The sequence below is a fragment of the Alteromonas profundi genome (assembly GCF_010500865.1).
GTDB lineage: Bacteria > Pseudomonadota > Gammaproteobacteria > Enterobacterales > Alteromonadaceae > Alteromonas > Alteromonas profundi.
This window is the reverse complement of sequence record NZ_JAAAWN010000026.1, coordinates 1-21,305: the sequence shown is the minus strand read 5'-3', so window position 1 is coordinate 21,305 and position 21,305 is coordinate 1. Positions and strand designations below refer to the sequence as shown.

The following is a 21,305-nucleotide window of genomic DNA, read 5'->3' as shown; positions in this document are numbered from 1 at the left end:
CGCTACGCGACACCCCCGCCCAAAATACAACAAAATACTTTTAAAACAACATATTACAACTTAAATTAAGAAAAATTAACTCTTGGCACGATACCAGCATATATTAGACTAACGGATAACACCAAGTGTTCACGTGTAGCTAGGATGGCTTAGGATTACGAGGTAATCGCGTAAACAAGCAAATATTGAGATCGGTTGGTAACAGTGGATGTTAGGAATTTAGCCAACCAAGGATGTAAGGATTACGGGCTCGTATTGCAACTTAGGTATATGCGGCATTAGCAACGCAACCATCATCATGGATAGGTTGATGAATGTCAGGATGACGTAATGGGTTAACAGTGACGTTACCCTTGCTTAGTCTAAGTAGGCGAAGCACAGATACGGAATGTTGCGCTGGTGCTAATGCGCCGTTGAACACCAAGTGAGCGTAGGTTGGCTCAAAGCGCCAATAAAGCCTGCTAGGAAGCAAAACCAGTAATAGTGAAGGATACATTATTGTGGTTGGTTACCTGCATCACTGGTACTGACATGATGTCACGTATAGCAAAGGATTGTGACCCTATTTGGTCGCGTTGAAAGCAAGCTTTTGCGCTCGCATTCAGCGAAACCATTGCGAGGAACGCAACATGTATTTTCGATATATGTTGTGAGTTGCCAACCGGCAGCTAGCCTCTCCCCTCAAAGGCCCATCCCGGCCTTTACATACCTCTGATTTTGGCCCGCCTTTGGCGGGCATTTTTTTATCTAATTATGATAAACTGTGCGCTGCAATTTTTCGCCCATCGCTAAGCTCGCGTTTAAAAAATACTGCGTACCTTCATGAACAAAACACACCAGCCTAGGGCTACTTCACTGAACATTCTGTTTTGTGCCTTATTAGCCACGTCTATCGGCCAAAGCGTTATGCTTACCACCTTGCCATCTATGGGACGTGAAGCGGGTTTGAGCGAATTTCATATCGCAATAATAATGTCTAGTTCGGCGTTTATTTTTGCAATTGGAACGAGCTTTTGGAGCCGAGTAGCAAAACACAAAGGTTATCGGAAGCTTCTTATGGTGGGCTTAGCAGGGTATAGCATCGGCACTTTTGCTTTCGCAGGTATGTGGTCACTTGGATATGCTGGGGTGCTTTGTGGCTCAGCGCTCTTTTTCGCCCTGCTGATTACGCGCAGCTTACAGTCTACTATTATGTCTGCGTCACCACCTTGTGCAGTGGGCTATGCAATACGTATTAGTAGCGATCAACAACGCGTAGGCGCCATTAGCCGTGTTACTTCAGCCAATAACGTAGGCCAACTTTTTGGCCCTGTATATGCGGGAGCATTAGTCTCCTTTGGTCTGGTAACACCGCTATACAGCGTAGTGGTATTTACCTTGCTCGCCTTTGTGCTAGTGTGGCGAAAGCTGCCGACTATCCAAACGTCTCCATCTTTACAAAGTCAAACAAACCAACCAACACTCGCTAAGCCTGCAAAAGGTATCACGCTAATATTGGTACTCTCATGCGCGAGTATTTTTTGTGCAATGGCAATGATGCAACAGACACTGGGCTTTTTCTTTATCGACCATTACGGTAAGTCGCCGGTGCAGTCAGCCCAACAGGTGGGTATCGCTATGATGTTAAGCGCCGCCACTTCCTTATCAATACAGATATTGGTGGTACAAAAAGCCCGTTTTTCTGCTGACAACTTAATACGAATAGCCTTGCCGCTATTGTGCGTTGCTTACCTATTGATGTTTATACACCAACACATCTACACATTGTATATCGCCATGCTATTGATGGGCCTAGGCATGGGAATGGGCTACCCTTCATTAGCAGCTGTTGCAACCAGTTACTGTGCTCCTGAGAATCAGGCAAAGGTTACCGGTTACATTACCGCCACCCCCGCTATGGGGTATATTCTCGGCCCCCCGCTAGCTGCAGCATTATATCAAGGCGATATACACGCACCATTTTTGGCTGCGAGCGTTTTATTGGCGGTTTTTACCATGATAGTATTTTTTTTAGTGCGCGCTAAAAACAAATAACCCACTGAAATAAAGTTAGTTTTTCAATTTACCCTTTGAAATTAATCGGCGTTGAATAAATAAATTCGTTTTATTTTAAAATAAGCTGAACTTTCTCTTACTTCACCCGTCTTACTTACATATGGAGTCAATTGTGTGTGGCTTTGTAGTGTGTAAATGTGTTTTCCAAGTTATGTTGTGATTTTCGTAAGGGGCTTATTAGCCCCTTTTTTTTACGCCTTTTTTCCGTCTTATATTTTAATCCATCTTGCCGTTTTTTCACTGTAGGCTTTGCACACGCCTGTAAATTATGCGCACCGAGACTTTTCCTCCCCGCTAAAGCAAAAACTAAATCAATCAAAATCAATGAATTACATGTTGGAATAGGCATTGCTTTACTATTAATAACTGACAATATTTGTCAGCAACATTGGAAAAGGAGCCATGTTATGAACAACGATCGTATTGAAGGTAACTGGAAAGAAATGAAAGGTAAGATCCAACAGAAGTGGGGTAAACTTACCGATGATGATATGGATGTTATTGATGGCCGACGCGAAGAATTAATCGGTAAAATTCAGCAGACTTACGGTAAAAGCCGTGATGAGGCTGAAAAAGAAGTGGACAGCTACCTCAGCTAGTATTCATGGAAATAGCCCCTTTCGGGGCTATTTTTTTGTCTTTTTTTACTCACCTTTTGGTTCTAAATTACTGCGAACTTCTCTTGCATCAAAGCTCGTAGCACCGGTAGGGCGAGGCCCCTTACCCAATTCGATACTTAAAATACTCTCAATTTCACTTTCTTGTGAGCCGCCCACATGAATACCTGTTTCAAATTGGGTAGTAGGATGGTACGTAGTGCGACATGTAATCACGCCGCAGTCGGTAACCCGTGCGTACCTTTGGCTAAATCCCACCTGCGGGCTAGTTTCTACCGTTTCTTTATCTACCATGGTTTCTCGCTCTGTAACAACAAACCAATCATACCCCTCTAATAAGGTTAGCTCAGCTGCGCGTAACATAGCGTAATCCATTGCTTTACGCTTATCGGTTCCTTTTGCTTTAAAATGTACGCGATACTGGGTTTCACTGAGTTGGCTTTCGGTATAGCCAAACCCGCCATTATTGGCTTCTCGGTAATCGGGTTTATTGGCACACCCCATCATGACCACAATTGCGATAAATACACTGAATTTAGTTTTCATCATTTTCTCCTGTAACAACCTTAGTTTCTTGCCATTGCTGCTTTATAGCAGTCGCTTCTTGCACGCGATTAAAAGGTGCAGAAGCCATTAATTCATCTAACTCTTGCTCTAGCACTTTGCTTGCACTGGCCGTTTGGTACTGGCCTTGCGACTGACCGATGGGTAAAATTTTAGTTGCCTGCAACTGCCAGTTTCCTTGTTGGTTTTTACAAGCGATAACCACATTAAGTTCATCTTGACCCGCTAACTCAGCCTGACGACACAATCCTTCGGTTGTGCTTTGAAAGGATAATTTAGGGGTAACATTAAGCCCTGACGTTAAGGTAATGGTTTCACCACTATGCGCCGTATCAAGGGCCGCAGAGACACTTGCCCAATAGTTATTTTCGTTTGAAGGAGAAGAACTCAGCTGCATATAGCTAAGGCCGGCCACAGCGGCGATACCCGCGGCTAACGACAGTGGCACCGTCCATTTTTTTATTTTATTTCGCTGCTGGCCTATAGGGCTTATGTTAGAAGCCTGCTCTGAATGCGGCGAACGATAAGGCGGGTGTTCAGGTTTCTCGCTACTTAGCAGAGAAACTATTTCAGCGGGTAGCGGTGTTCTCGTCGCCAGCTCGGCCGCCTGTTTTACCACCATATCTACTTGAGCCAATGCTGCTAATCTATCGGCCAGCGAAGGGGTATTAGCGAGGGCTTCGCGCACCTCTTCCATTTCGTTATGATTTAATTCAGCATCCAAAAATGCAGATAGCTTTTCATCTGACATCATTATGAAAATACTCCATGCTCAGCTCTAAGTACGGTACTTAGCTTTGCCCTAGCCCTCGCTAGGCGGCTCATAATAGTACCGGTGGGAACCGACAATATTTTAGAGGCATCTTGATAACTCATACCTTGTACCGCAACCAATGAAAGTGTTTCCTTTTGTTCATCAGGTAGCGACCCCATTGCATTAGATACTTGCTTTAAAGTAATTTCTCCGCTTAGCACCGCGTCTTCTTCAACGTTTCCTTGTTCCTGTAATTCTGGTGACTGGGCAGCCTGCTGCCTTACTTTCTGTGCCCGATATTCATCAATCCATACATTTCGACATACGCGAAACGCCCACGCCATCAATGTGGCCTCTTTTGGCAGCGGCTTACAGAGCAGCTTCTCAAGGGTAGTTTGGAGTAGATCATCTGCATCATGCATGTTCCCCGTTAACGAGTATGCAAATTTCCTCAATGAGGGGACTAAATCGGTAAGCTCTTCTTGCATTGTTATTTACCTATTATTTTACGCCTTATATGGAGTTAACGTGTCAGCTGTGACTTTATTCCCTAATATTTGGAATTTTTTGCGTTCGCGCTCGTTAACCCTATAAACAATTAAGGCACGCTTCGAATAATAGATTGCGTGGCACGATTTGTGCCATCCTTTTAAAAGACGGGTACAGCTATCGCCCTATGCTATAGATAACTATTCTGCGCCTTTGTCTTTTCACCTCCTAAAAATTGGAGCGAATACAGTGCTAAAGTTACTGACAGGGTTAGCAACAACACCGCACCAAATAACTAAGAGTGATATATGAACGTAAAACGTTTGCTTTCTTGTATAGCCATGTTCACTGTGTTTAACGCGCAGGCCCAACTTACATTGCCCCCGCAGGTGGTAGCCCCTATCACACCAATAATTGATAAACTTCCTAAGGACTTATCCGATATACGCCAAGGACTTAGAGATAATGTAGTTCAGCAGCAACAACAGCTTTCCAAGGTTGGCCAACGGTTAACTAAACCTTTATTTGCAATACCTGAAACTGTGGCCATCAAAGCCGCGGGTGGGAAACACATTTTACGGGAAGTTATCACCCCTGAAGGAGATATTGCGGTTGAAAGGGAATGGGTCTTACTCGGTCGGCAACAAGATATACACGCCCTTTCGCACCCAGACATTACTGTGGTTGATGCACGTTTTCTACCTTCGCTTTCACAATGGGTTTTCACGGTAAAGGTTTCAGCGGCGCTAGATGAAGTGTCTAGAATTAGAGACACCTTACCGCCGTCACTTAGCGCGCAAATTGCCAGAAACCATGTGTATCTATCGCAAAGTGGGGCAATACACGGCGACCCAATATCGGCAACGCCCCCTATACGTCAATGCGAAATACCTACCCGAGTGGGCATGATCGATACACAAATTTACACTGAACATGCGGTGTTTCAGCATATTCAGCTACAACAGCAAAGCTTCTTAGAGGAAGGCACACCAATAAGTAATATTCACGGCACCGCGGTGGCCGGTTTATTAGCCGAAGAAATGCACGCGGGCAGCCAATTATATAACGCTGGTGTTTTTTATCAGCGCAATTCAGTAAGCCAAGGGGCAACCCTTTTTGCCCTGATAAACGGGCTGGAATATTTAGCTGCGCTGCAGGTAGACACAATTAATATGAGCCTCGCCGGACCCCATAACCCGGTATTGGAAAGTGTACTAAAGACCATAGATAAGCAGGGAATTCAGGTAGTTAGCGCTGCTGGCAATGAAGGTCCAGCGGCTCCCCCAGCTTATCCAGCGGCCTATGCCAGCACGGTTGCGGTAACAGCAGTAGATAAAGCCAACGCTATTTATAGATGGGCGAATCAGGGCGACTATATCGATTTTTCGGCTCTTGGGGTGTCTGTGAAAACTGCCCATCCTCAAGAAGAAGCCTATCGAGAAACAGGGACATCCATGGCTGCCCCGCGGGTAACTGCACGCTATGCCTGCGCCCTGCGTTCAAGCAAAGACAGGGCTAGGGCCATGACACAACTTATTGAGATGGCCGTTGATGCGGGAGAGATAGGTAGAGACATGGTTTATGGGTATGGTATTATTCAAAAGTGAAGTCGAACGCCTAGCTCCGCCACGGTTTCTTTATAATCAGCACTTACCACGGTGGAATTGTAATTGCCATATTGAGTATTAAGGCTAATATCGGCAAAGTCGTAGAGCGGATACGTAAAATTCGCTTTAATACGTTGTCGGTAGTCCTCTCGCCCTACCCCGCCCGGGCCTTCATTCTCATAAGCGCGCTGCTCATACTCATATGCCACGGTGATTTCACTCATCTTGGCAAGAAGAGGAAACGTTAATGCGTAAGACACATCAACTTTTTTGCCAGCAAAATCAAACTGGGTATCAAGGGCATCTTCATCGTGGTAGCTAGCCCCAAATTTTATAAATGAGGCCTGGTTGAAGAACCAAAACACATCACCTCTTAATGCTTCAGCATCGCTATTGCGCCTTGTATCCGCAGGTAATTCTTTGTCGATACTATCAGCACTGACGCGCCAATAAGCTCGCTCTAAAAAACCATTGCCTGCAGAAACCCCAGATTGCTTATAAGTAAGATAACGGATGCTGTCTAAATCAGCATTAGCATGGTAATGATGCATCCCTATTTTAACCCATGGGGCTTGGTAACTCATTTCACCTGAATAGGTGGTTATTGCCAAATCAAACGCAGATTGTTCTTTGTATTTGGTGTTAGCATATTGCGCGGAACCGGCAAACGTCCAGCGCTTGTTGGGCCTAAGTTTCACTTTTAATTGTGCGCGGCTATAGGTAGCAGTATCTGAGGTATCCGTATTGGTATCAAGTTCACTAACGCTCACATTACTATCATAGCCATAGCCCAAATACGCCTTGCCACTTACATCATACCAAGTGCCATCGTTTTCATTACTTTGCGCTGCTGCGAAGGACATATTTAACAATATAAAGCTGAATGCTGAGAGTTTATGACAGGTTTTCATAAATCATCTTTTTGTAGCGAAGGACCGCTGTTAACAAAAGCACTGCGGTACAAGAGGGAAGTTAAATGAACGTGGCAACCGCGCCCTAAAGAGTACGGCTGCCTTAGTTATTGAACGCGGCTATGCTATTGACCAATCATACCGCTAATATTACTGGCAATACTCTCTTCAACCGACCCTGTTACCGTATCGCTTACCGCCGTAGTTACCGAGCTATCAACGGCAGATGTTAAGGCTCCTTCAACGCTTGAGGCTACGACATCATCAATCACCGCGCTTACACTGCCTTCTACTGTTGAATTAACAGTAGAGGTAACGGTAGACGCCACAGTCGTATCAACGGTGTTCGCTACTGCATTAGTTACTACACCTTGCACATTTGCGGTTACATTGGCGGTCAAATTTGTTGCCTCTTCACTGTCAATCAATGAGGCACTTGTGTTGACTACTGTTGCCACTGAGGAACGGGTATCGGCAGTGGTATTCATTAGCAAGGTAGAGGTTTGCTCTACGCCTTCCTCTGCCTCACTTTGTGTTTCGTCTTGGCTCTCATCAGCACTAGCTATTAGGTTTTGATCAGTGTCGCTATCAGCACTTGCATCTGCGGTGGTATTTGAACCTGCTGTCGATTCAGTGTCACTGGCTACGTCGGATGCGGCTTCGGTGTCGCTAGGCACACTGGCCGAAACTAACACTGCACCGTTTACCGCGCTTTGCGCTGTTGCATCGCTGTTACTTGTGCTGGCAAAATCATTATCTCCCGCCATACTCAGTTGAAGGGAAGATTGTGATGAAGCGTCTACGCTAGCAGAGGTTTCCTGTGCATAAACGCCCTGAGCTGACACACCAAGGGCTAAAATTATCGCTGTAGTTAACTTGTTCATCCGTTAATCTCCTGTTTTTCATAATGGACACTGAGATAACGGTTAAATAAGAAGGTTTATTCCACCCAATGAGTAAAAAATGAAAAATTAACTTAAACCTCTGCAGGTAATTCTAGCTGTGGCCACTCTTTTACTTCAATGATGCCATGGGCAATTAATTGCTCTCGTAAATCGGCTATTGTGCGCTTTAGTTCATCTCGAATATGTCGAATGGCGGGCGAGATTAGTTGCCGACTTGGAAGCACTAGCCACATTTCGGTTAACGGAATGGTGTAATCAGGCATAAGCCGTTTAAGTCGTCCAGTCAGCAAATCTTGCGCAACATCAATGGCTGATTTTTTTGCTACTCCTGCGCCGTCTACGCACCAGCGCCTTACAATATCGCCATCATTTACAGCCCGATCGCTATTCATCTTAACTTTGAATTTTTGCCCGCCTTGGTAGAGCTCCCAGCTATCGTGTACAACTTCGTAAAGCTTATATAGCAAGGCATTGTGATTCGATAAATCTTCTGGACTGGTAGGCTGCCCGTGCAACGCAATATAGTTTTCAGACGCACACAATACATGAGGAATATCGCAAATTTTAAAGCCATATAAGTTTAAATCTTGCGCTGCATCTTTGGTTATTGCGCGCAGTGCCACATCAACGCCGTCACGATAAAAGTCTGCGCGGCTATCGTTCGCATGCAGCCTTAGTGTAATGCCTTTATACTGATCCATAATTTTATTCAGCAACACCCGCATAAGATTGCGCCCCATTTCACTAGACACTGCCATACGCACCTCTCCGCTCACAGATTGCTGCTCTTCGTTGATTAACAGCTGTCCTTGTTGAAGTAGGGTCAACGCCTGTTTACAAAGAGGCAGGTAACGCTCACCTTCAGGGGTTAGCCTAATTTGTCGGGTGGTGCGTACAAACAATTGGGTTCCTAATGCTTGCTCTACTCGCTTCAACGATACGCTGGCAGCAGAAGAACTCATATCCAACTGATTAGCGGCTTGGGTAATAGAGTGGAGTTCAGCAACCTTTAACAAAACCTGTAAATCGGCAATTTTCATTCAAATCTCTTAATAGTCACTTGGGCAAACAAAAGATATAGGCATTTTATTATCCACGTTTTAGCGAAAGTAAATCAAAGATTACCGCATTTATAGAAACAATGTTAGGTACTACTATAGTTAAAACAACCTAAACGGAGCACTTCAATGAAACGATTAATCAACACCTCTGCCCTTGCCCTTGTTGCATCACTCACATTAGCCCCTGCCTTTGCCCAAGAAAACGTGGCAAACGTGGTAGTCGCTAGCGACGTTAATTGGGGCTTTCTTAACCCCCTTCGTGGCGATAAAAGCCCAGGAGCCGCCGATCTATGGGGAGATAGAACCACAGATACTGCAACAGGTATGTTAGTGAAGTTTAAAAAAGGCTTTGAGTCGCCGCCGCATATTCATAACATTACATACCGTGGCATTGTTATTGAAGGACAGATGCATAATGACGACCCAGAAGCGGAAAAGATGTGGATGCCTACTGGTTCTTTTTGGACCCAGCCCGCTGGCGAAAACCATACGACAGCCGCCAACGGCCAGAATAATCTAATATACCTTGAAATAGACAGTGGCCCTTATTTAGTGAAGCCTACCGATGCGCAATTTGATAATGGTGAACGCCCGCTTAATATGCATGCAGATAACATTGTTTGGCTAGACAGTAGCGAACTAAGCAATATTACTGCCGCTGGCGTAGAGTCTACTTTCGTGTGGGAAAGTCCCCTCAATATGACAGGTTCAATGATCAAACTACCTGTAGGCTTTAACGGCGAAATTATCACGCACGCCAGCGAGTTTCGCGCCGTGGTCATTAGCGGCGATGTTAACTACTCCTCAAATGAGCAAAGTACCGCCCTTACGTTGCGCCCAGCCAGCTTTATAGAATCTACAGGTAAGTTCACCCACCACATTCAAAATAATGGCAATGCATCGGCTACGCTTTATATTCGTACAAACGACGAATACCAAGTAAATTAGAAGCATGCTTTTGGTCACACAAGTACGTTAAAAAGCTAAAAGCCTGAACGAGAGCCCAAATAGGGGCCGACAAAGAAACGACAATTATCAGCAATGTAATAATCACATTGCTGATAATTTTAAACTGGAAAAAGGCTTGTCTTGTAGAAAGGCGGAATTACTACACTTTTATGCTATGCGATAAAAGTAAGGGATGATACGACTAACTGGCAAAAATCCCTTGCTTAAAACTATTCACTCGCTGCCGTTTGCGAGTATTCCCACCACGGGGTAGTAAAGTCTACGTCATTTTCATCAAGTACTTTGGCGTAGCGTACTTTTACCGACTCCCAAAAAGCCGCCTTGAAAATGGGATCGTAAATAACAAAATCGCCTTTCTCTTGGTACTGAGCGAAGAGATCGCGGTACGCACCTACAGGGGTTAATGGATTGCTCTGTTGAAATGCCACTTCGCCACCGAAGTGTTCATAAAGAGATTTTGATACTTTCCAACTTTTCGCCATTCCTTGTGCCATTGCGCGACGATACCGGTCGACTTCTTGTTGTGAATAGCCCTCTTGTTCAGCTAAATCTAAGGTCCACGTTTTAATCACTGAGTACGCCGACTGGATCTCAGCTGCATTTGGCTCAATATTATTTTTTTGCGCATAGTCGGCCAGAACAGACTCGGAAATTTTTTCACCTAAAGCCCGTTGAGCGAGCAGTTGACGAATTTCTTTATCCGACTTATCAGTAAGAATAGCTTGAAACCTATCCACATCTTGCTGTGACGGTTGTAACTCGCTGTTGGCGATTGACTTGTCGAATAGGCGCGCGATTATTTCGTTTGCCGCTTGAGGTGTATTAATCCCAAGCGACACTAAGATGGCACCAAAAAGTACCATGGGGATAATGTCAGAACGTGTCATTTAAGTGCTTCCCTAATTTGTTGCTAACAGCATGAACGCAAAACGTATTCTTTAAAATTATTAGAATTTTCCATTCGTTTTGTACAATGACGTCGCTGAAGACTAATACTTTAGGCTATATTGGCTTAGATTTCCACTTTTTTGCGGAGCGATTTCCGCGCACTTCGCTGCTTTTTCGCTTCACCTCGGCGCGCTTTCACTGCACGACTTAACCGAGTTGGCTTGCGGGGCTTTTGTTTCTTTGTTCCACTAATTATCCACATTTTCAGGCGTTTAATAGCATCTTCGCGATTAAGCTCCTGGGTGCGGTAACTTTGTGCTTTTAATACAAACACACCCTCGGTAGTTACCCGAGTGTCATTTAAATTTAATAAAGTGTCTTTCATATTTTGTGGCAGCGAAGAGTTGGGTATATCGAAGCGCAAATGAATCGCACTGCTAACTTTATTAACGTTCTGTCCACCTGATCCCTGTGCTCTTATTGCCTGCATATCGACTTCGTTCTCGTCAATTGTCACAGAAGGTGTTATTTCCAGCATATCTAAAACTCTCCTCGTATTCGTGTTTTAGTCTGACAGCTATTCTTAGTTTTGTCTAAAACACTGGATTGACTCAGCCCTCTTTTACTATTAGTTTGTTTTTACACCACCATCAGGGTATCAGGGATATATTTTGGCTTACTTCATTGTTTTTGCGGTCGTTATCGCTCTCATGCTGTTAACTACCTGGTGGTTCACCCGACACACGAATAAGAAAATAGAACGGCAATTTCTTCCTACTGGCACCTTCACCGAGGTTGATGGTGGACGTATTCATTGGCATCAACAAGGCCAAGGGCCAGCGCTGATATTAATACATGGGTTAGCCGGCAATGGATTGAATTTTTCAACTCTCGCTACCCAACTTGCAGAGCGTTATACGGTTTACAACATAGACAGACCCGGCAGTGGTTTCTCTGAGCGCCACGCCGACACGTCGGCAAACTTTAAACAGCAAAGCCAAATGATATTGCAGTGGATGGATAAAGTAGGGTTAACCACGGCCTTTGTTGTAGGACACTCTATGGGCGGCGCCATTTCCTTAAGGCTTGCCCTAGATGCACCACAGCGAATAAACGCTATTACACTTTTATGCCCACTTACCACCCCCGCGATGGAACCCCCCGGCCCTTTAATGTCGCTATATATACCCCATACGGGTTTACGCCACCTACTTGCCAATACCCTAGCTACCCCACTGCAACTACAAAGAGGGAAAAAAGGCGTGGCTCAAGTTTTTTACCCAGAAGCGGTACCTAACACATTTGCTCTTGAAGGTGGCGGTGCTCTTTCACTTCATTCAAAACGCTTTTTTCACGCCAGCAGTGACATAGTGGCGTCAGCAAGTAGTTTATATAAGCAGTACGAGCGTTATGATGAAATCAAATGCCCTGTAGGCGTGTTATTTGGTGAAAACGACAAGATATTGCGGCCCAATACCCACATACCCGCGGTAACCAGTAAAGTGGTTAACAGTATAAGTGAGGTTATACCTAATGCGGGACACATGATCCCCATTACTCGGGCGCGCGAATGCAAAGCCTTTATCGACAAGGTAAACGCTCGAGCATCCGGTACTTAGTGGGTCAACTCAGCCACACTATTTGAACCACGAAGGCTAAGGGCATGGGTAGGTAAAGTCCCAGTAAGGCTATCCTGTTTCAGTTCGCGTAGGTAGTGGGTGGTTTTTTCGATGCCATCTTCGGCGAAACACAGATCTTTCGGCGATGCGTTAATGGGCCCCTGATAGCTATGAAACCACATACGCATGGCATCAGTATCCCCTTCTGACAGGGCAATGAGTAAATGATACATACGAATAAACGATAGCTGACGACGATATTCTAGCGTCCCACTTTCAAACCCTAATAATAAGGTTTGGCGTAGTGCGTTTTCAGAAATACTAAGTAATTCAGCCGCTTCCGATTGAGTTAAGCCTAAATCTTGATAGGCCCACGTGAATGCCTTGAACACCACGCTAGGTGGATATGCTGATTTCATCATTATGTCACCTCGGTTAAACCATGTTGAAAAGCCTGCTTATCTCTTTCTATTCGCAAATACCATTCCAACTTGTTGGCAAATCTAAGGCGTGTTGTTATACGCTGTGACGAAAAAGCCACAAAGCACTTAAGCAGCACGGGATAGCTACGAAAAAAGATGATTAGATAAATAAAAGTAAAAACAAGAGGCCATAGAATATTAGGTGCGTGTAAGCGAATGTGACACTAATAAGCAACGCCAACGGTTTAAATTTACGCGCCTAGGCTTGCAGCATAAGAGAAAGGAACGGGTGAAGAAACAGCCGTTGTGTTAGCAGCGATTAGTAGCAAATAGACCTTAGCGTAACAGCGGTAAACGCTATTGCGCTAAGGAAGTAAAATGCGACGAATTACGCCGCTAATACGTGTATAAGTTGGGAAAAGGTAGGTTTATCTTGAATATTCAAAGGCGCTTTCAACGCTCTTGCAATATCACTAACACTAATTACCCCTCTAACCTCATGGTTGCTTCTGTCTAACACCAAACAGTGATGTTGGCCGTAATCTTTAAGCGTTTCAATTACATCGCCTACAGAAGATCGCGCTAATTCGTTAAAATCAAACGACATTAGCGAGGTTTTAAGCTTAGTAAAATCGCGAACCTGTAGCTCTTCTCGTGTCACTTTAAGCTCTACGGTGCGCTGCATTATATGCTGCTCATCCACGTCATCAGCGGTTACTACGCCGATAAATTCGTTGTTTGCATTTACCACCAACATCATACGCACATGAGACTGGCGCATAATATTTTCAACCTTAATGGCGGGTTCACTAGCATCAATAACGTGTGGCGTATGTTGTTTAAAGTCAGTAAAAACAGCCATGGCTGACGAGGACATAGATATCGAGTTTTCAATGACAGGCCATACAAGTGTATCGGCCGCATCGGTTTTATAAAGTGGTAAGGTATGCATAACCTTCTCCTAGTAATTAAGTTAAATTGTAAAAATAAGAAGCAATTAACTTAAAAAAGGAGGGGCGCGAATAACACTGGTTCCCACCATAACCTGGCGGGGAACGCTAAAGTAGAAACCGAAAGTTGCGGGATATAACGGTGTGGCTAAAATGCCATGACTTTGCTGGGTAGGAAGGTCGGAATCGCCGCCATCACTAGGGTCGCCACTGCTATTTAGTGGTGTACACGCAAATAGCGTGTAACCGCTTTGGTCGATAATACCACGCCCACCCGCACTCTCGCTGCCTTGGTCGGGCATCGCAAAAGAGAGCGTAAGTAGAAGAAGTAGTAAATTCGCCATGTTCCCATCGATAGCAAAAAAATTAACCAGATATCTCTACTATAGGCTTCTTTTTTTAAAATTAAGTGTCGCCAATCTTAATTTTTGTTTGTTCTATCTCTTTGCAAAGATGAGATGCAGATTTACTACGACAAAAGAAATTGGCGCTGTTGATGCGCCCTCGTACCGCTACTAACAAATGTACGAGGGCATAGGCGTGAAAGGTTTTAGTGAAGCTTTAATTTAGGGCTAATTGCATTGCTTAGCTTTTTGATCAATAGCTTAAGCGCCCCCTTTATTTTACCGTGCACTGCAAACTGATGCATATTATACAAAGATACATACACAAGTTTTGCTAGTCGGCCTTCTACGAACATACTGCTATTTGATAACGAGCCCATTAGGCTGCCCACGGTGCTGTATTTGCTCAAATGAACTAATGAACCATAGTCTTTGTAGGTGTACTCTTTTAGGCTCTTATTGGCATACATCGCCTGAATGTTGTAGGCCACCGTTTCTGCCATTTGGTGGGCCGACTGAGCTCTAGGCGGCACCCATTTTCCATCGCTTTTCTGAAAGCCACAGCAGTCACCTAGCACCCAAATACTGCTATGGGTACGACTACGTAACTGTTTATCGACTAAAATTTGATTGGCACGGTTGGTCTCAAACAAGTTCATATTGGCGATAAAATCCGGCGCTTTTACACCTGCCGCCCAAACCATAAGATCTGCGTCGATACGGCCGCCGTCTTTGGTAATAAGCCCATTAGCATCTGCTTCGGCAACCATAGTTTGCTCTTTTATATCGACGCCAAGCTTTTGTAGCGCTTTTCGAGCAGAATTGGCAATCCGCTCTGGCAACGCGGGTAAAATGCGTTGACCGGCTTCTACAATTGTAATTTTCAACCGTGAAGCTGACATATCAGGCATACCATAGGCTTTCGATAGATTGGCTACATGATGTAACTGCGCCGCCAGCTCTGTACCTGTTGCACCCGCCCCTACGATAGCAACTTTAATTGCGCCGTCGCATGTATCTTGCTGATTAATCCTAATCAGTTGATTAAGTAGGGCGCGATGAAAACGCTCTGCTTGCTTCAAGGAGTCGAGGAAATAGCAATATTGACTGACACCTGGCGTTTTAAAATCATTACTGACACTACCAATAGCGAGCACTAATTCATCGTAGCGAATTTCCCGCTGGGGTAACACTTCTGTGCCTTCTTCATCAAAAAGAGGGGCAAGCGATATGGTTTTGTCTTGCGCATTGATGGCGCATAACTCGCCTAGCTGAAAACGATAATGATGTGCAGCAGCGTGGATAGCGTAATCAACGCCATCTGAATGTTTGTCAATAATGCCTGCAGCAACTTCATGTAGCAGGGGTTTCCAGATATGGGTTCGACTTCGGTCGACTAACGTTATTTCGGCTTGTTTTTTTCTCCCGAGGGTGCGGCTTAAACGACTCGCAAGCTCAAGGCCTCCTGCGCCGCCACCGACAATCACTATTTTTTGCATGGGTTTCACCTATTAACAATCATTCCACGTATTAGCGCTTAAAAAACGTTGATACGTGGCGTGACTGCGTTAAGGCAGAATAAAATAGTGCTATTATTTGCTTTAAGGATGCTGTTTGTAGTGCGCTAGAGTACGCCTGAAACCCTCTTATAACAAGGGGCTCAGGCTTATATTCAATATAATTACGCTATAACTTATTAAAATCTATGCATGGCACTGAGCATAAAGGAGCGAGGGCGACCAGGGAAATAACGATCCTCTGTAAATTCGGTATAGTCCGCCCGGTCTGCGTAAGCTTTATCAAGCAAATTGTTCACTCTTAGCGTAACAGTTGTGTCTGCTCGCCAGTCATATTGTAAACGCAGGTGCAGCAACCCGTGTCCGTCATACGTATGTTGGTTTTCTATGTCAGTAAAGTAACTAGATACGTACTGCCATTCGACTTCACCGCGCCAACGCGGTGTAAAGGTATACCCCATTCGGGTATTAACTTGCGCTTTCGGTGCAGTATCAACATCATTCCCTTTTATATCTACTTCTCCTGACAACTGGCTATGTTCATAGGTATGACGGGCATAACTGCCTGCGAAAGCTATATCGAGGTTAGTTGTAAATTGGTAATTAAGGGTTAACTCTACACCTCTATGCCAGGTTTCGCCGTTATTGATATTAAAGAAGTTACTGTCCCGATAGATAACGTTATCTTTAGTTAAACTATAAAGGGCGAGGGTGAAATCGCCGTTAGTCAGCGTTTGCTGCACACCAAACTCAACATTCGTGGCAATAACTGACGCTAACTCTGCTACTTGCTGGGCTCGCTGTAAACGATATAGCTCGGTGGCTTGGGGTGCGCGATAGCCCCGCGACACACCAGCAAACCAGCGCGTAGATGGGCTTAGTTGATAGCTTACCGATAATTTTGGGCTAAGTTCGTTAAATTGATTATCACCACTTTCAGGTCGCGAATAGCGACATCCACCCAACCCACATTCACTGCCGTCTTCCCGTGTACGCCCAGCAAGCATATTATTGGTATAATCGTAGCTCATACGTTCATAACGTGCGCCCAGCGATATATCCCATTGCTGATACTGCCAATTAAGCGCTACATAAGGGGCAATTAAACTAGCATCAACATCATAATCGTAATGTTTACCTTCAGGCACGGTTTCCACTAAAAAATCTGAGCCAAGGGTAGGGCCATCTTGAGATTGCACCAACCCACCTTGGGTATATTCAAGGTCAATACCAGTATCTAGATAAAGATGAGAGTGAATGAAGTAGCGATATTGGGAAAGTAACCCTACGCCTTTTTGGTAATTATGCTCCAGCGGTTTGCCGGGTAAAAAGTGCATGCGAAAATCCATATCTTGGCTTCTATAGTAAGGCGTTATGGAAAGCGCACTGCCATTATCAAAACGCATATCTGCCTTACTCCAAAGGCGCAAACTTTGCGCATGCCTAAATGCCTCTGGGTTGGGATTACTTCTCGCAATTTCCGGCACTTTGTAACTTTCAAAGCCAGTAATATACCCAGCCGTATCTTGTTCAAGATGGGTATAGGTTAAACCGGAATTTATGGTTACTGTATCAAAGTCGCGTCTATGCCTTACATTTACCTTTTCCTGATCAACGCCCTCATCGTTGCGGTAACCCGTGTCACGTGTGATGCTAGCATTAACGCCAATGCCGCTATCACCGTTGTCCTTGCCTTGTCTAAACTTCACGCGATGGTAGCCGTATGAGCCGTAATCGACACCTAATTTACCGCCCCCTCGGGTAGTGTCTGGCGTGATAACATTTATTACGCCGTGAATAGCGTTTGAGCCATACAGGACCGAATTAGGGCCTTTTAACACTTCTATACGTTGCGCCATTTCACTGTGAGCTTCAAACAATTCGTTAATATTACAAAAGCCAGCCGCTCGCAGGGCAATCCCATCCTCTGCCGCTAAAATACCACCACAGGCCCCAGCGCCCGTGAGTACTGGTGAACGAAGCGCGGGCAAGTACTCCTGCCCGTTACCGCGCTGAACCCCTGCCCCTGCGATATAATTCAGCGCCTCTTGAACGTGCTGTAATGAAAGAAATGAAAGGTCTTGTTGCGATACCGTAGACACCTGGTATCCACGGTTGTTTGCAGACGTAGTCACCCGCGATGTCGTAGTGACTATATGTTCAATATCCTCTACGCTTTGAGCGTATACGTTTGACTGAGCAAGCCCCCCTACGCAGAGTATTATCCAAGGTGTAATGCGCGCAATAATCGCCATAGCGTCTCCATTCGTGGTGTAAGGTATGAGTGCTTTCCCGCATCATAGTCTTATAAGTGTATGCATTTAATTGGGTTCATAAAAGCGCGAATTTATCTATCAAAAAAGACGCTTTTCCACTCTCTAATGGTTTGTTTAACCACTTTATTGGGTACACTAGCAGCTTTTACTTATCTGCTTACCTTGTTGTTGGAGAAGCCATTTGAACGCCTTGATACCCAGCCTTTCTCAGCTTATTGAATTTGCCGTTGCCCCGGTATTTTTACTTACCGGTATTGCCGGGTTTCTTAATGTTATGTCTTCACGGTTAGGAAGAATATCCGACCGGGTGCGTGTAGCAGAACGTCAGATTCATACGCTATCAGACCCCCACATTGTAGAGAGCTCAAAAAAAGAAATTAAAATTTTGTGGCGCAGAGTGAAGGTTATCAATTGGGCCATTGGTTTGTGCGTGGCTTCGGGGCTTATGGTGTGTACGGTTATCATGGCCTTGTTCGCTGGATCGCTATGGCTTGTAGACCTTAAAACACCGGTGGTCGCTTTGTTTATTTTAGCCATGGCCTTTTTGATTAGTGCGTTGCTGGTATTTTTACTAGAAGTTAAGCTAGCGACAAAAACCATTAATATGGTTCGTACTATTCGATAACCCCCTCCTCTTAGACAAAGAATTCACGACACAGCCTCACTGTGTCGTGAACCTGTAGGCCTACGTATTTATTCTGAAAGTTCATCGAGAACAGAGAAAAGCACATTGGCCCCAACGCGAGACACTTCTTTATCGTACAGGTTTTCTGTATTTACCCCTTCTTGTCCTCCCGCTAAATCACTAATAGCACGTATTACCATCCAATCCACTTGGTTCACTGTGCACACTTGGCCTACCGCCGCTGATTCCATTTCGGTGACTTCGGCGTTAAACACGTCTCTTGTCCATTTGCGGTATTCTCCGTTATCCATAAATACCGATCCGGTAATACCATTTCCACCGACATACAGCTTCGCATCTCGTTTCTCTAAAATACGCTGGGTAGGCATCTCTTCTATAGCGGCTTCCGCGGCTTTCAATAGTCGCGGGGTAGCAGAGAAGTAAGCCGTATCTTGTGGCTTATCCATTCCCTCTTTAATAATTAGGACTTCGTCTGGATGAATAAAGTGAAAGGGTTTGTACTTCGGCAAGTGGGGGTCTTTTGCTTGGCGCTCTGGCTGCGCCTCTAAGAATGCCGCGTAGTATTCTGGTAATACATACTCACCTGGCTTGTCAGGGTTTTCATTGGTATACACACTTTCGTCATGATAGTACCAGCGTTCGGGCACGATAACGTCGCCAGGCTGCCATTTAGGGTTTACCGCCCCAGCGATGCCCATGTATATCACCTGCTCAATGGGGAAGTAATCTAATGCCATCTGCATTGTCATCGCGGCATTAGCAATACTCATTCCGGTAGCAAAAACTAAAATAGGCGCATCGTGATAGGTACCTAGGCGGTAGGTGACACCTTTAATGGTTTTAGTGCTAACGATGCTGGCTTCAGGGTCACTCTCTATACGGTTTAAAATTCCCTCCATCTCCGGCGCATAGGCCACTACTACGGCTGTTAGCGGATCTCCTTGGTATGAACTTATTTGATGGGGCCTTGATGTTGTGGCACACCCTGCCACCCAAGCGATTAAAGGCACGATAACTACTAGTAAACGTATGTTTTTCATTCTTTGCTCTTCGTCGGTGTAATACAGTTGAAGTAAAGGTTATGTAAAGGCACCAATGTCTTTCTAAAATAATTGTCTATTATTGCTACCTGAACCAATAAACTATCAGCTTTTAACAGTAAATAAAGAAGTAAAACCTACATTTACATTAAAAAAACAGATTGTGAACATAACGTCTACACGCCTCCCTCACATCAGTTTTTCCCCTGATAGAACCAAGAAGTACCTTAAAATACGCTTAGTTGCAGCAAAATGCGTTCAACACTGCTGTAGTTTTAGCGGCTTTGATTTACATTAGCGTTAAATAAAGACTAATACTTTAGGATAAGAAAGCATCGGCTTTTGAAAATAGGATTTTGTAAGATGAATATGAAATTACTTCGCTCTCTACAGGTTTTCGTAGCTGTGGCCGAAAGCGGTAGCATGAGCGTTGCGGCGCGATCACTCCACATGACAGTTTCCGCTATTAGTCAGCAACTTAGAAAGTTAGAGCAGGATATTGGCCTTAGCTTATTCAACCGAAACACGCGTAATTTGAGTTTGACCGAAGCTGGCAGAATTTATTACGACACCAGTGTGCAAATGCTAAAAACAGCTGAATTAGCGCAAGAACAGATCGAAACCTTACAAGATGCGCCCTCTGGAAAGGTTAAAATTATTGCTCCTGAAGGTTTTGGCGGCGGCCTACTTAGCCGTCCCATTCATAAGCTCTGTGAAGAATTCCCTAAAATTTCCGTGTCTTTAACGGTTACCGATGAACCTAAAGACATTATCGCTTCTGGGGCAGATTTAGTGTTGTGCTTTGCCCCGCTCTCAGATGCCAATTTTAGCAGTTTAAAACTGGCTACGTGGAATCGCTATTTGTGCGTCTCATCAGAACATCCTCTGGCGAACGAACATTTAGACACCCCCGAGGCACTAAAAGACTATACCTACATAGCCCATCGCCATATCGAAGACTATACCATAGGGCACGCCAAACACCCGTCTATGGCATTACCTTCGCCTCGTATCGACGTAAACTCAATGCAAACACTTATTCAACTTACACGCGATGGGATGGGGTACGCTGTGCTACCAGAGCCAGAAATACGTCATCTTTTACACGATGGTTCAATGCAACAACTGTTCTCAGACTGGCAATTACCCGACTACACCGTTTACGCAGTGACCCCGAAACGCGAACTTATTCCTGCCAAGATAAGCGCTGCTATTAACTGCCTGCAAGAATGGTTTGAGCAAGTATAAACGTCCTTCTACTGGATTTAGTTGCCCCATTCAATTGACATATCGAGTAGGGTGAGGCGTTACCGCCTCATCCCTCTCACAGAACCGTACATACGGACCTCGTATACGGCTCATGTACATAGTTATTTAGCGTAATTGCTAAACACATATCCCGTTGCAACATTTTCCAAGTTCATTAGCCCGAGTTCATCGAACCAACTGTTTGGCATCGCGTAGCTTGCTAAGGGACTTCGCGCACTGCACCAACTCGTCATGTTGATGTGAGCGAACTTACCTTTATAACCATGCTGTCTTAGCCAGCGATGGAGGCGGCTCGCCTTCTTCCATAACTTAAGTTGGATGCTGCGCAAGCGGCGCCTTAGCCAGCTCGCTATTTGCTTAAATGCCCTGCTCGCATTGGCTATCTTGAAGTAGTGACTAAAC

The 21,305-nt window shown here is 44.8% G+C and carries 23 protein-coding genes; 7 read left to right on the top strand and 16 right to left on the bottom strand.

The features are described from left to right. Positions 1 to 262: 262 nt before the first annotated feature. Positions 263 to 496 carry a hypothetical protein gene (locus tag GTH32_RS15925; protein WP_163087586.1) on the bottom strand — a complete coding sequence of 78 codons (234 nt, stop codon included), beginning with the start codon at positions 494 to 496 and terminating at the stop codon, positions 263 to 265. 326 nt (positions 497 to 822) lie between these two features. On the opposite strand from GTH32_RS15925, the gene GTH32_RS15920 reads away from it, so the two are divergent. Both GTH32_RS15920 and GTH32_RS15915 read left to right on the top strand, forming a co-directional pair. After that, on the top strand, positions 823 to 2,034 hold the full coding sequence (locus GTH32_RS15920) for an MFS transporter (RefSeq protein WP_163087584.1): 1,212 nt from the start codon (positions 823 to 825) through the stop codon (positions 2,032 to 2,034). Between the two features lie 428 nt (positions 2,035 to 2,462). Continuing rightward, complete coding sequence (locus tag GTH32_RS15915; protein WP_163087582.1) at positions 2,463 to 2,654, top strand: CsbD family protein; 192 nt, start codon at positions 2,463 to 2,465, stop codon at positions 2,652 to 2,654. A 45-nt stretch (positions 2,655 to 2,699) separates the two neighbouring features. Here GTH32_RS15915 and GTH32_RS15910 read toward each other — a convergent pair whose 3' ends face one another. Genes GTH32_RS15910 through GTH32_RS15900 form a run of 3 tightly spaced genes read right to left on the bottom strand, consistent with a single transcriptional unit; the run spans position 2,700 to position 4,478 of the window. Then, entirely contained in the window at positions 2,700 to 3,218 is a 519-nt protein-coding gene (locus tag GTH32_RS15910; RefSeq protein ID WP_163087646.1) for a CC0125/CC1285 family lipoprotein, read from the bottom strand. Continuing rightward, entirely contained in the window at positions 3,208 to 3,990 is a 783-nt protein-coding gene (locus tag GTH32_RS15905; RefSeq protein WP_203565522.1) for an anti-sigma factor, read from the bottom strand. The genes GTH32_RS15910 and GTH32_RS15905 overlap by 11 nt, the downstream gene beginning before the upstream one ends. Further along, on the bottom strand, positions 3,990 to 4,478 hold the full coding sequence (locus GTH32_RS15900; RefSeq protein WP_163087580.1) for an RNA polymerase sigma factor: 489 nt from the start codon (positions 4,476 to 4,478) through the stop codon (positions 3,990 to 3,992). Before GTH32_RS15900 ends, GTH32_RS15905 begins: the two co-directional genes overlap by 1 nt. Positions 4,479 to 4,787: 309 nt before the next feature. Between GTH32_RS15900 and GTH32_RS15895 the strand changes: the two genes are divergently transcribed. Next, positions 4,788 to 6,086, top strand: a complete 1,299-nt coding sequence (locus tag GTH32_RS15895) for a S8 family serine peptidase (RefSeq protein ID WP_163087578.1) — start codon at positions 4,788 to 4,790, stop codon at positions 6,084 to 6,086. On the opposite strand, the gene GTH32_RS15890 is transcribed toward GTH32_RS15895, so the two are convergent. The 3 genes from GTH32_RS15890 to GTH32_RS15880 form a co-directional block, all read right to left on the bottom strand. Continuing rightward, positions 6,077 to 6,997 (bottom strand): outer membrane beta-barrel protein, encoded by a 921-nt coding sequence (locus tag GTH32_RS15890; RefSeq protein ID WP_163087576.1) that lies wholly within the window; start codon positions 6,995 to 6,997, stop codon positions 6,077 to 6,079. The two genes, GTH32_RS15895 and GTH32_RS15890, sit on opposite strands and share 10 nt — an antisense overlap. A 125-nt stretch (positions 6,998 to 7,122) precedes the next feature. Continuing rightward, positions 7,123 to 7,881: a hypothetical protein gene (locus GTH32_RS15885; protein ID WP_163087574.1), complete on the bottom strand. Its 759-nt coding sequence runs from the start codon at positions 7,879 to 7,881 to the stop codon at positions 7,123 to 7,125. A gap of 92 nt (positions 7,882 to 7,973) precedes the next feature. Next, on the bottom strand, positions 7,974 to 8,942 hold the full coding sequence (locus GTH32_RS15880; RefSeq protein ID WP_163087572.1) for a LysR family transcriptional regulator: 969 nt from the start codon (positions 8,940 to 8,942) through the stop codon (positions 7,974 to 7,976). Between the two features lie 147 nt (positions 8,943 to 9,089). Here GTH32_RS15880 and GTH32_RS15875 point away from each other — a divergent pair, with 147 nt between their 5' ends. Next, entirely contained in the window at positions 9,090 to 9,911 is an 822-nt protein-coding gene (locus tag GTH32_RS15875) for a DUF4437 domain-containing protein (protein WP_163087570.1), read from the top strand. Between the two features lie 230 nt (positions 9,912 to 10,141). Here the strand turns inward: GTH32_RS15875 and GTH32_RS15870 are convergent, their stop codons facing one another. Both GTH32_RS15870 and arfB read right to left on the bottom strand, forming a co-directional pair. Beyond that, positions 10,142 to 10,819 (bottom strand): SurA N-terminal domain-containing protein, encoded by a 678-nt coding sequence (locus GTH32_RS15870; protein ID WP_163087568.1) that lies wholly within the window; start codon positions 10,817 to 10,819, stop codon positions 10,142 to 10,144. A 125-nt stretch (positions 10,820 to 10,944) separates the two neighbouring features. Continuing rightward, complete coding sequence (arfB, locus tag GTH32_RS15865; protein ID WP_163087566.1) at positions 10,945 to 11,358, bottom strand: alternative ribosome rescue aminoacyl-tRNA hydrolase ArfB; 414 nt, start codon at positions 11,356 to 11,358, stop codon at positions 10,945 to 10,947. Between the two features lie 133 nt (positions 11,359 to 11,491). On the opposite strand from arfB, the gene GTH32_RS15860 reads away from it, so the two are divergent. Then, complete coding sequence (locus tag GTH32_RS15860; RefSeq protein WP_246223290.1) at positions 11,492 to 12,439, top strand: alpha/beta fold hydrolase; 948 nt, start codon at positions 11,492 to 11,494, stop codon at positions 12,437 to 12,439. Here the strand turns inward: GTH32_RS15860 and GTH32_RS15855 are convergent. The 5 genes from GTH32_RS15855 to GTH32_RS15835 all read right to left on the bottom strand — a co-directional run bounded on the left by GTH32_RS15855 (position 12,436) and on the right by GTH32_RS15835 (position 17,927). Continuing rightward, complete coding sequence (locus GTH32_RS15855) at positions 12,436 to 12,861, bottom strand: hypothetical protein (protein ID WP_163087564.1); 426 nt, start codon at positions 12,859 to 12,861, stop codon at positions 12,436 to 12,438. The genes GTH32_RS15860 and GTH32_RS15855 overlap by 4 nt on opposite strands. A gap of 388 nt (positions 12,862 to 13,249) precedes the next feature. After that, positions 13,250 to 13,813, bottom strand: coding sequence for a CBS domain-containing protein (locus GTH32_RS15850; RefSeq protein ID WP_163087562.1), 564 nt, complete (start codon positions 13,811 to 13,813; stop codon positions 13,250 to 13,252). 45 nt (positions 13,814 to 13,858) lie between these two features. After that, the gene (locus GTH32_RS15845) at positions 13,859 to 14,155 is read right to left on the bottom strand and encodes a hypothetical protein (RefSeq protein ID WP_163087559.1); all 297 of its coding nucleotides are present in this window, start codon (positions 14,153 to 14,155) and stop codon (positions 13,859 to 13,861) included. Positions 14,156 to 14,361: 206 nt separating this feature from the next. Next, complete coding sequence (locus tag GTH32_RS15840) at positions 14,362 to 15,654, bottom strand: NAD(P)/FAD-dependent oxidoreductase (RefSeq protein ID WP_163087557.1); 1,293 nt, start codon at positions 15,652 to 15,654, stop codon at positions 14,362 to 14,364. A 197-nt stretch (positions 15,655 to 15,851) separates the two neighbouring features. Next, a complete protein-coding gene (locus GTH32_RS15835; protein ID WP_163087555.1) occupies positions 15,852 to 17,927 on the bottom strand; it encodes a TonB-dependent receptor in 2,076 nt (691 codons plus the stop codon). A 202-nt stretch (positions 17,928 to 18,129) separates the two neighbouring features. Between GTH32_RS15835 and GTH32_RS15830 the strand changes: the two genes are divergently transcribed. Further along, entirely contained in the window at positions 18,130 to 18,573 is a 444-nt protein-coding gene (locus GTH32_RS15830; protein ID WP_163087553.1) for a DUF2721 domain-containing protein, read from the top strand. 68 nt (positions 18,574 to 18,641) lie between these two features. On the opposite strand, the gene GTH32_RS15825 is transcribed toward GTH32_RS15830, so the two are convergent. Then, positions 18,642 to 19,634, bottom strand: a complete 993-nt coding sequence (locus GTH32_RS15825) for a 5'-methylthioadenosine/S-adenosylhomocysteine nucleosidase family protein (RefSeq protein WP_163087551.1) — start codon at positions 19,632 to 19,634, stop codon at positions 18,642 to 18,644. Between the two features lie 363 nt (positions 19,635 to 19,997). On the opposite strand from GTH32_RS15825, the gene GTH32_RS15820 reads away from it, so the two are divergent. Further along, positions 19,998 to 20,882, top strand: a complete 885-nt coding sequence (locus tag GTH32_RS15820) for a LysR family transcriptional regulator (RefSeq protein WP_163087549.1) — start codon at positions 19,998 to 20,000, stop codon at positions 20,880 to 20,882. A gap of 122 nt (positions 20,883 to 21,004) precedes the next feature. Here GTH32_RS15820 and GTH32_RS15815 read toward each other — a convergent pair. After that, the coding region (locus GTH32_RS15815) for a group II intron maturase-specific domain-containing protein (protein WP_281360029.1) at positions 21,005 to 21,305 on the bottom strand (301 nt) is incomplete at its 5' end.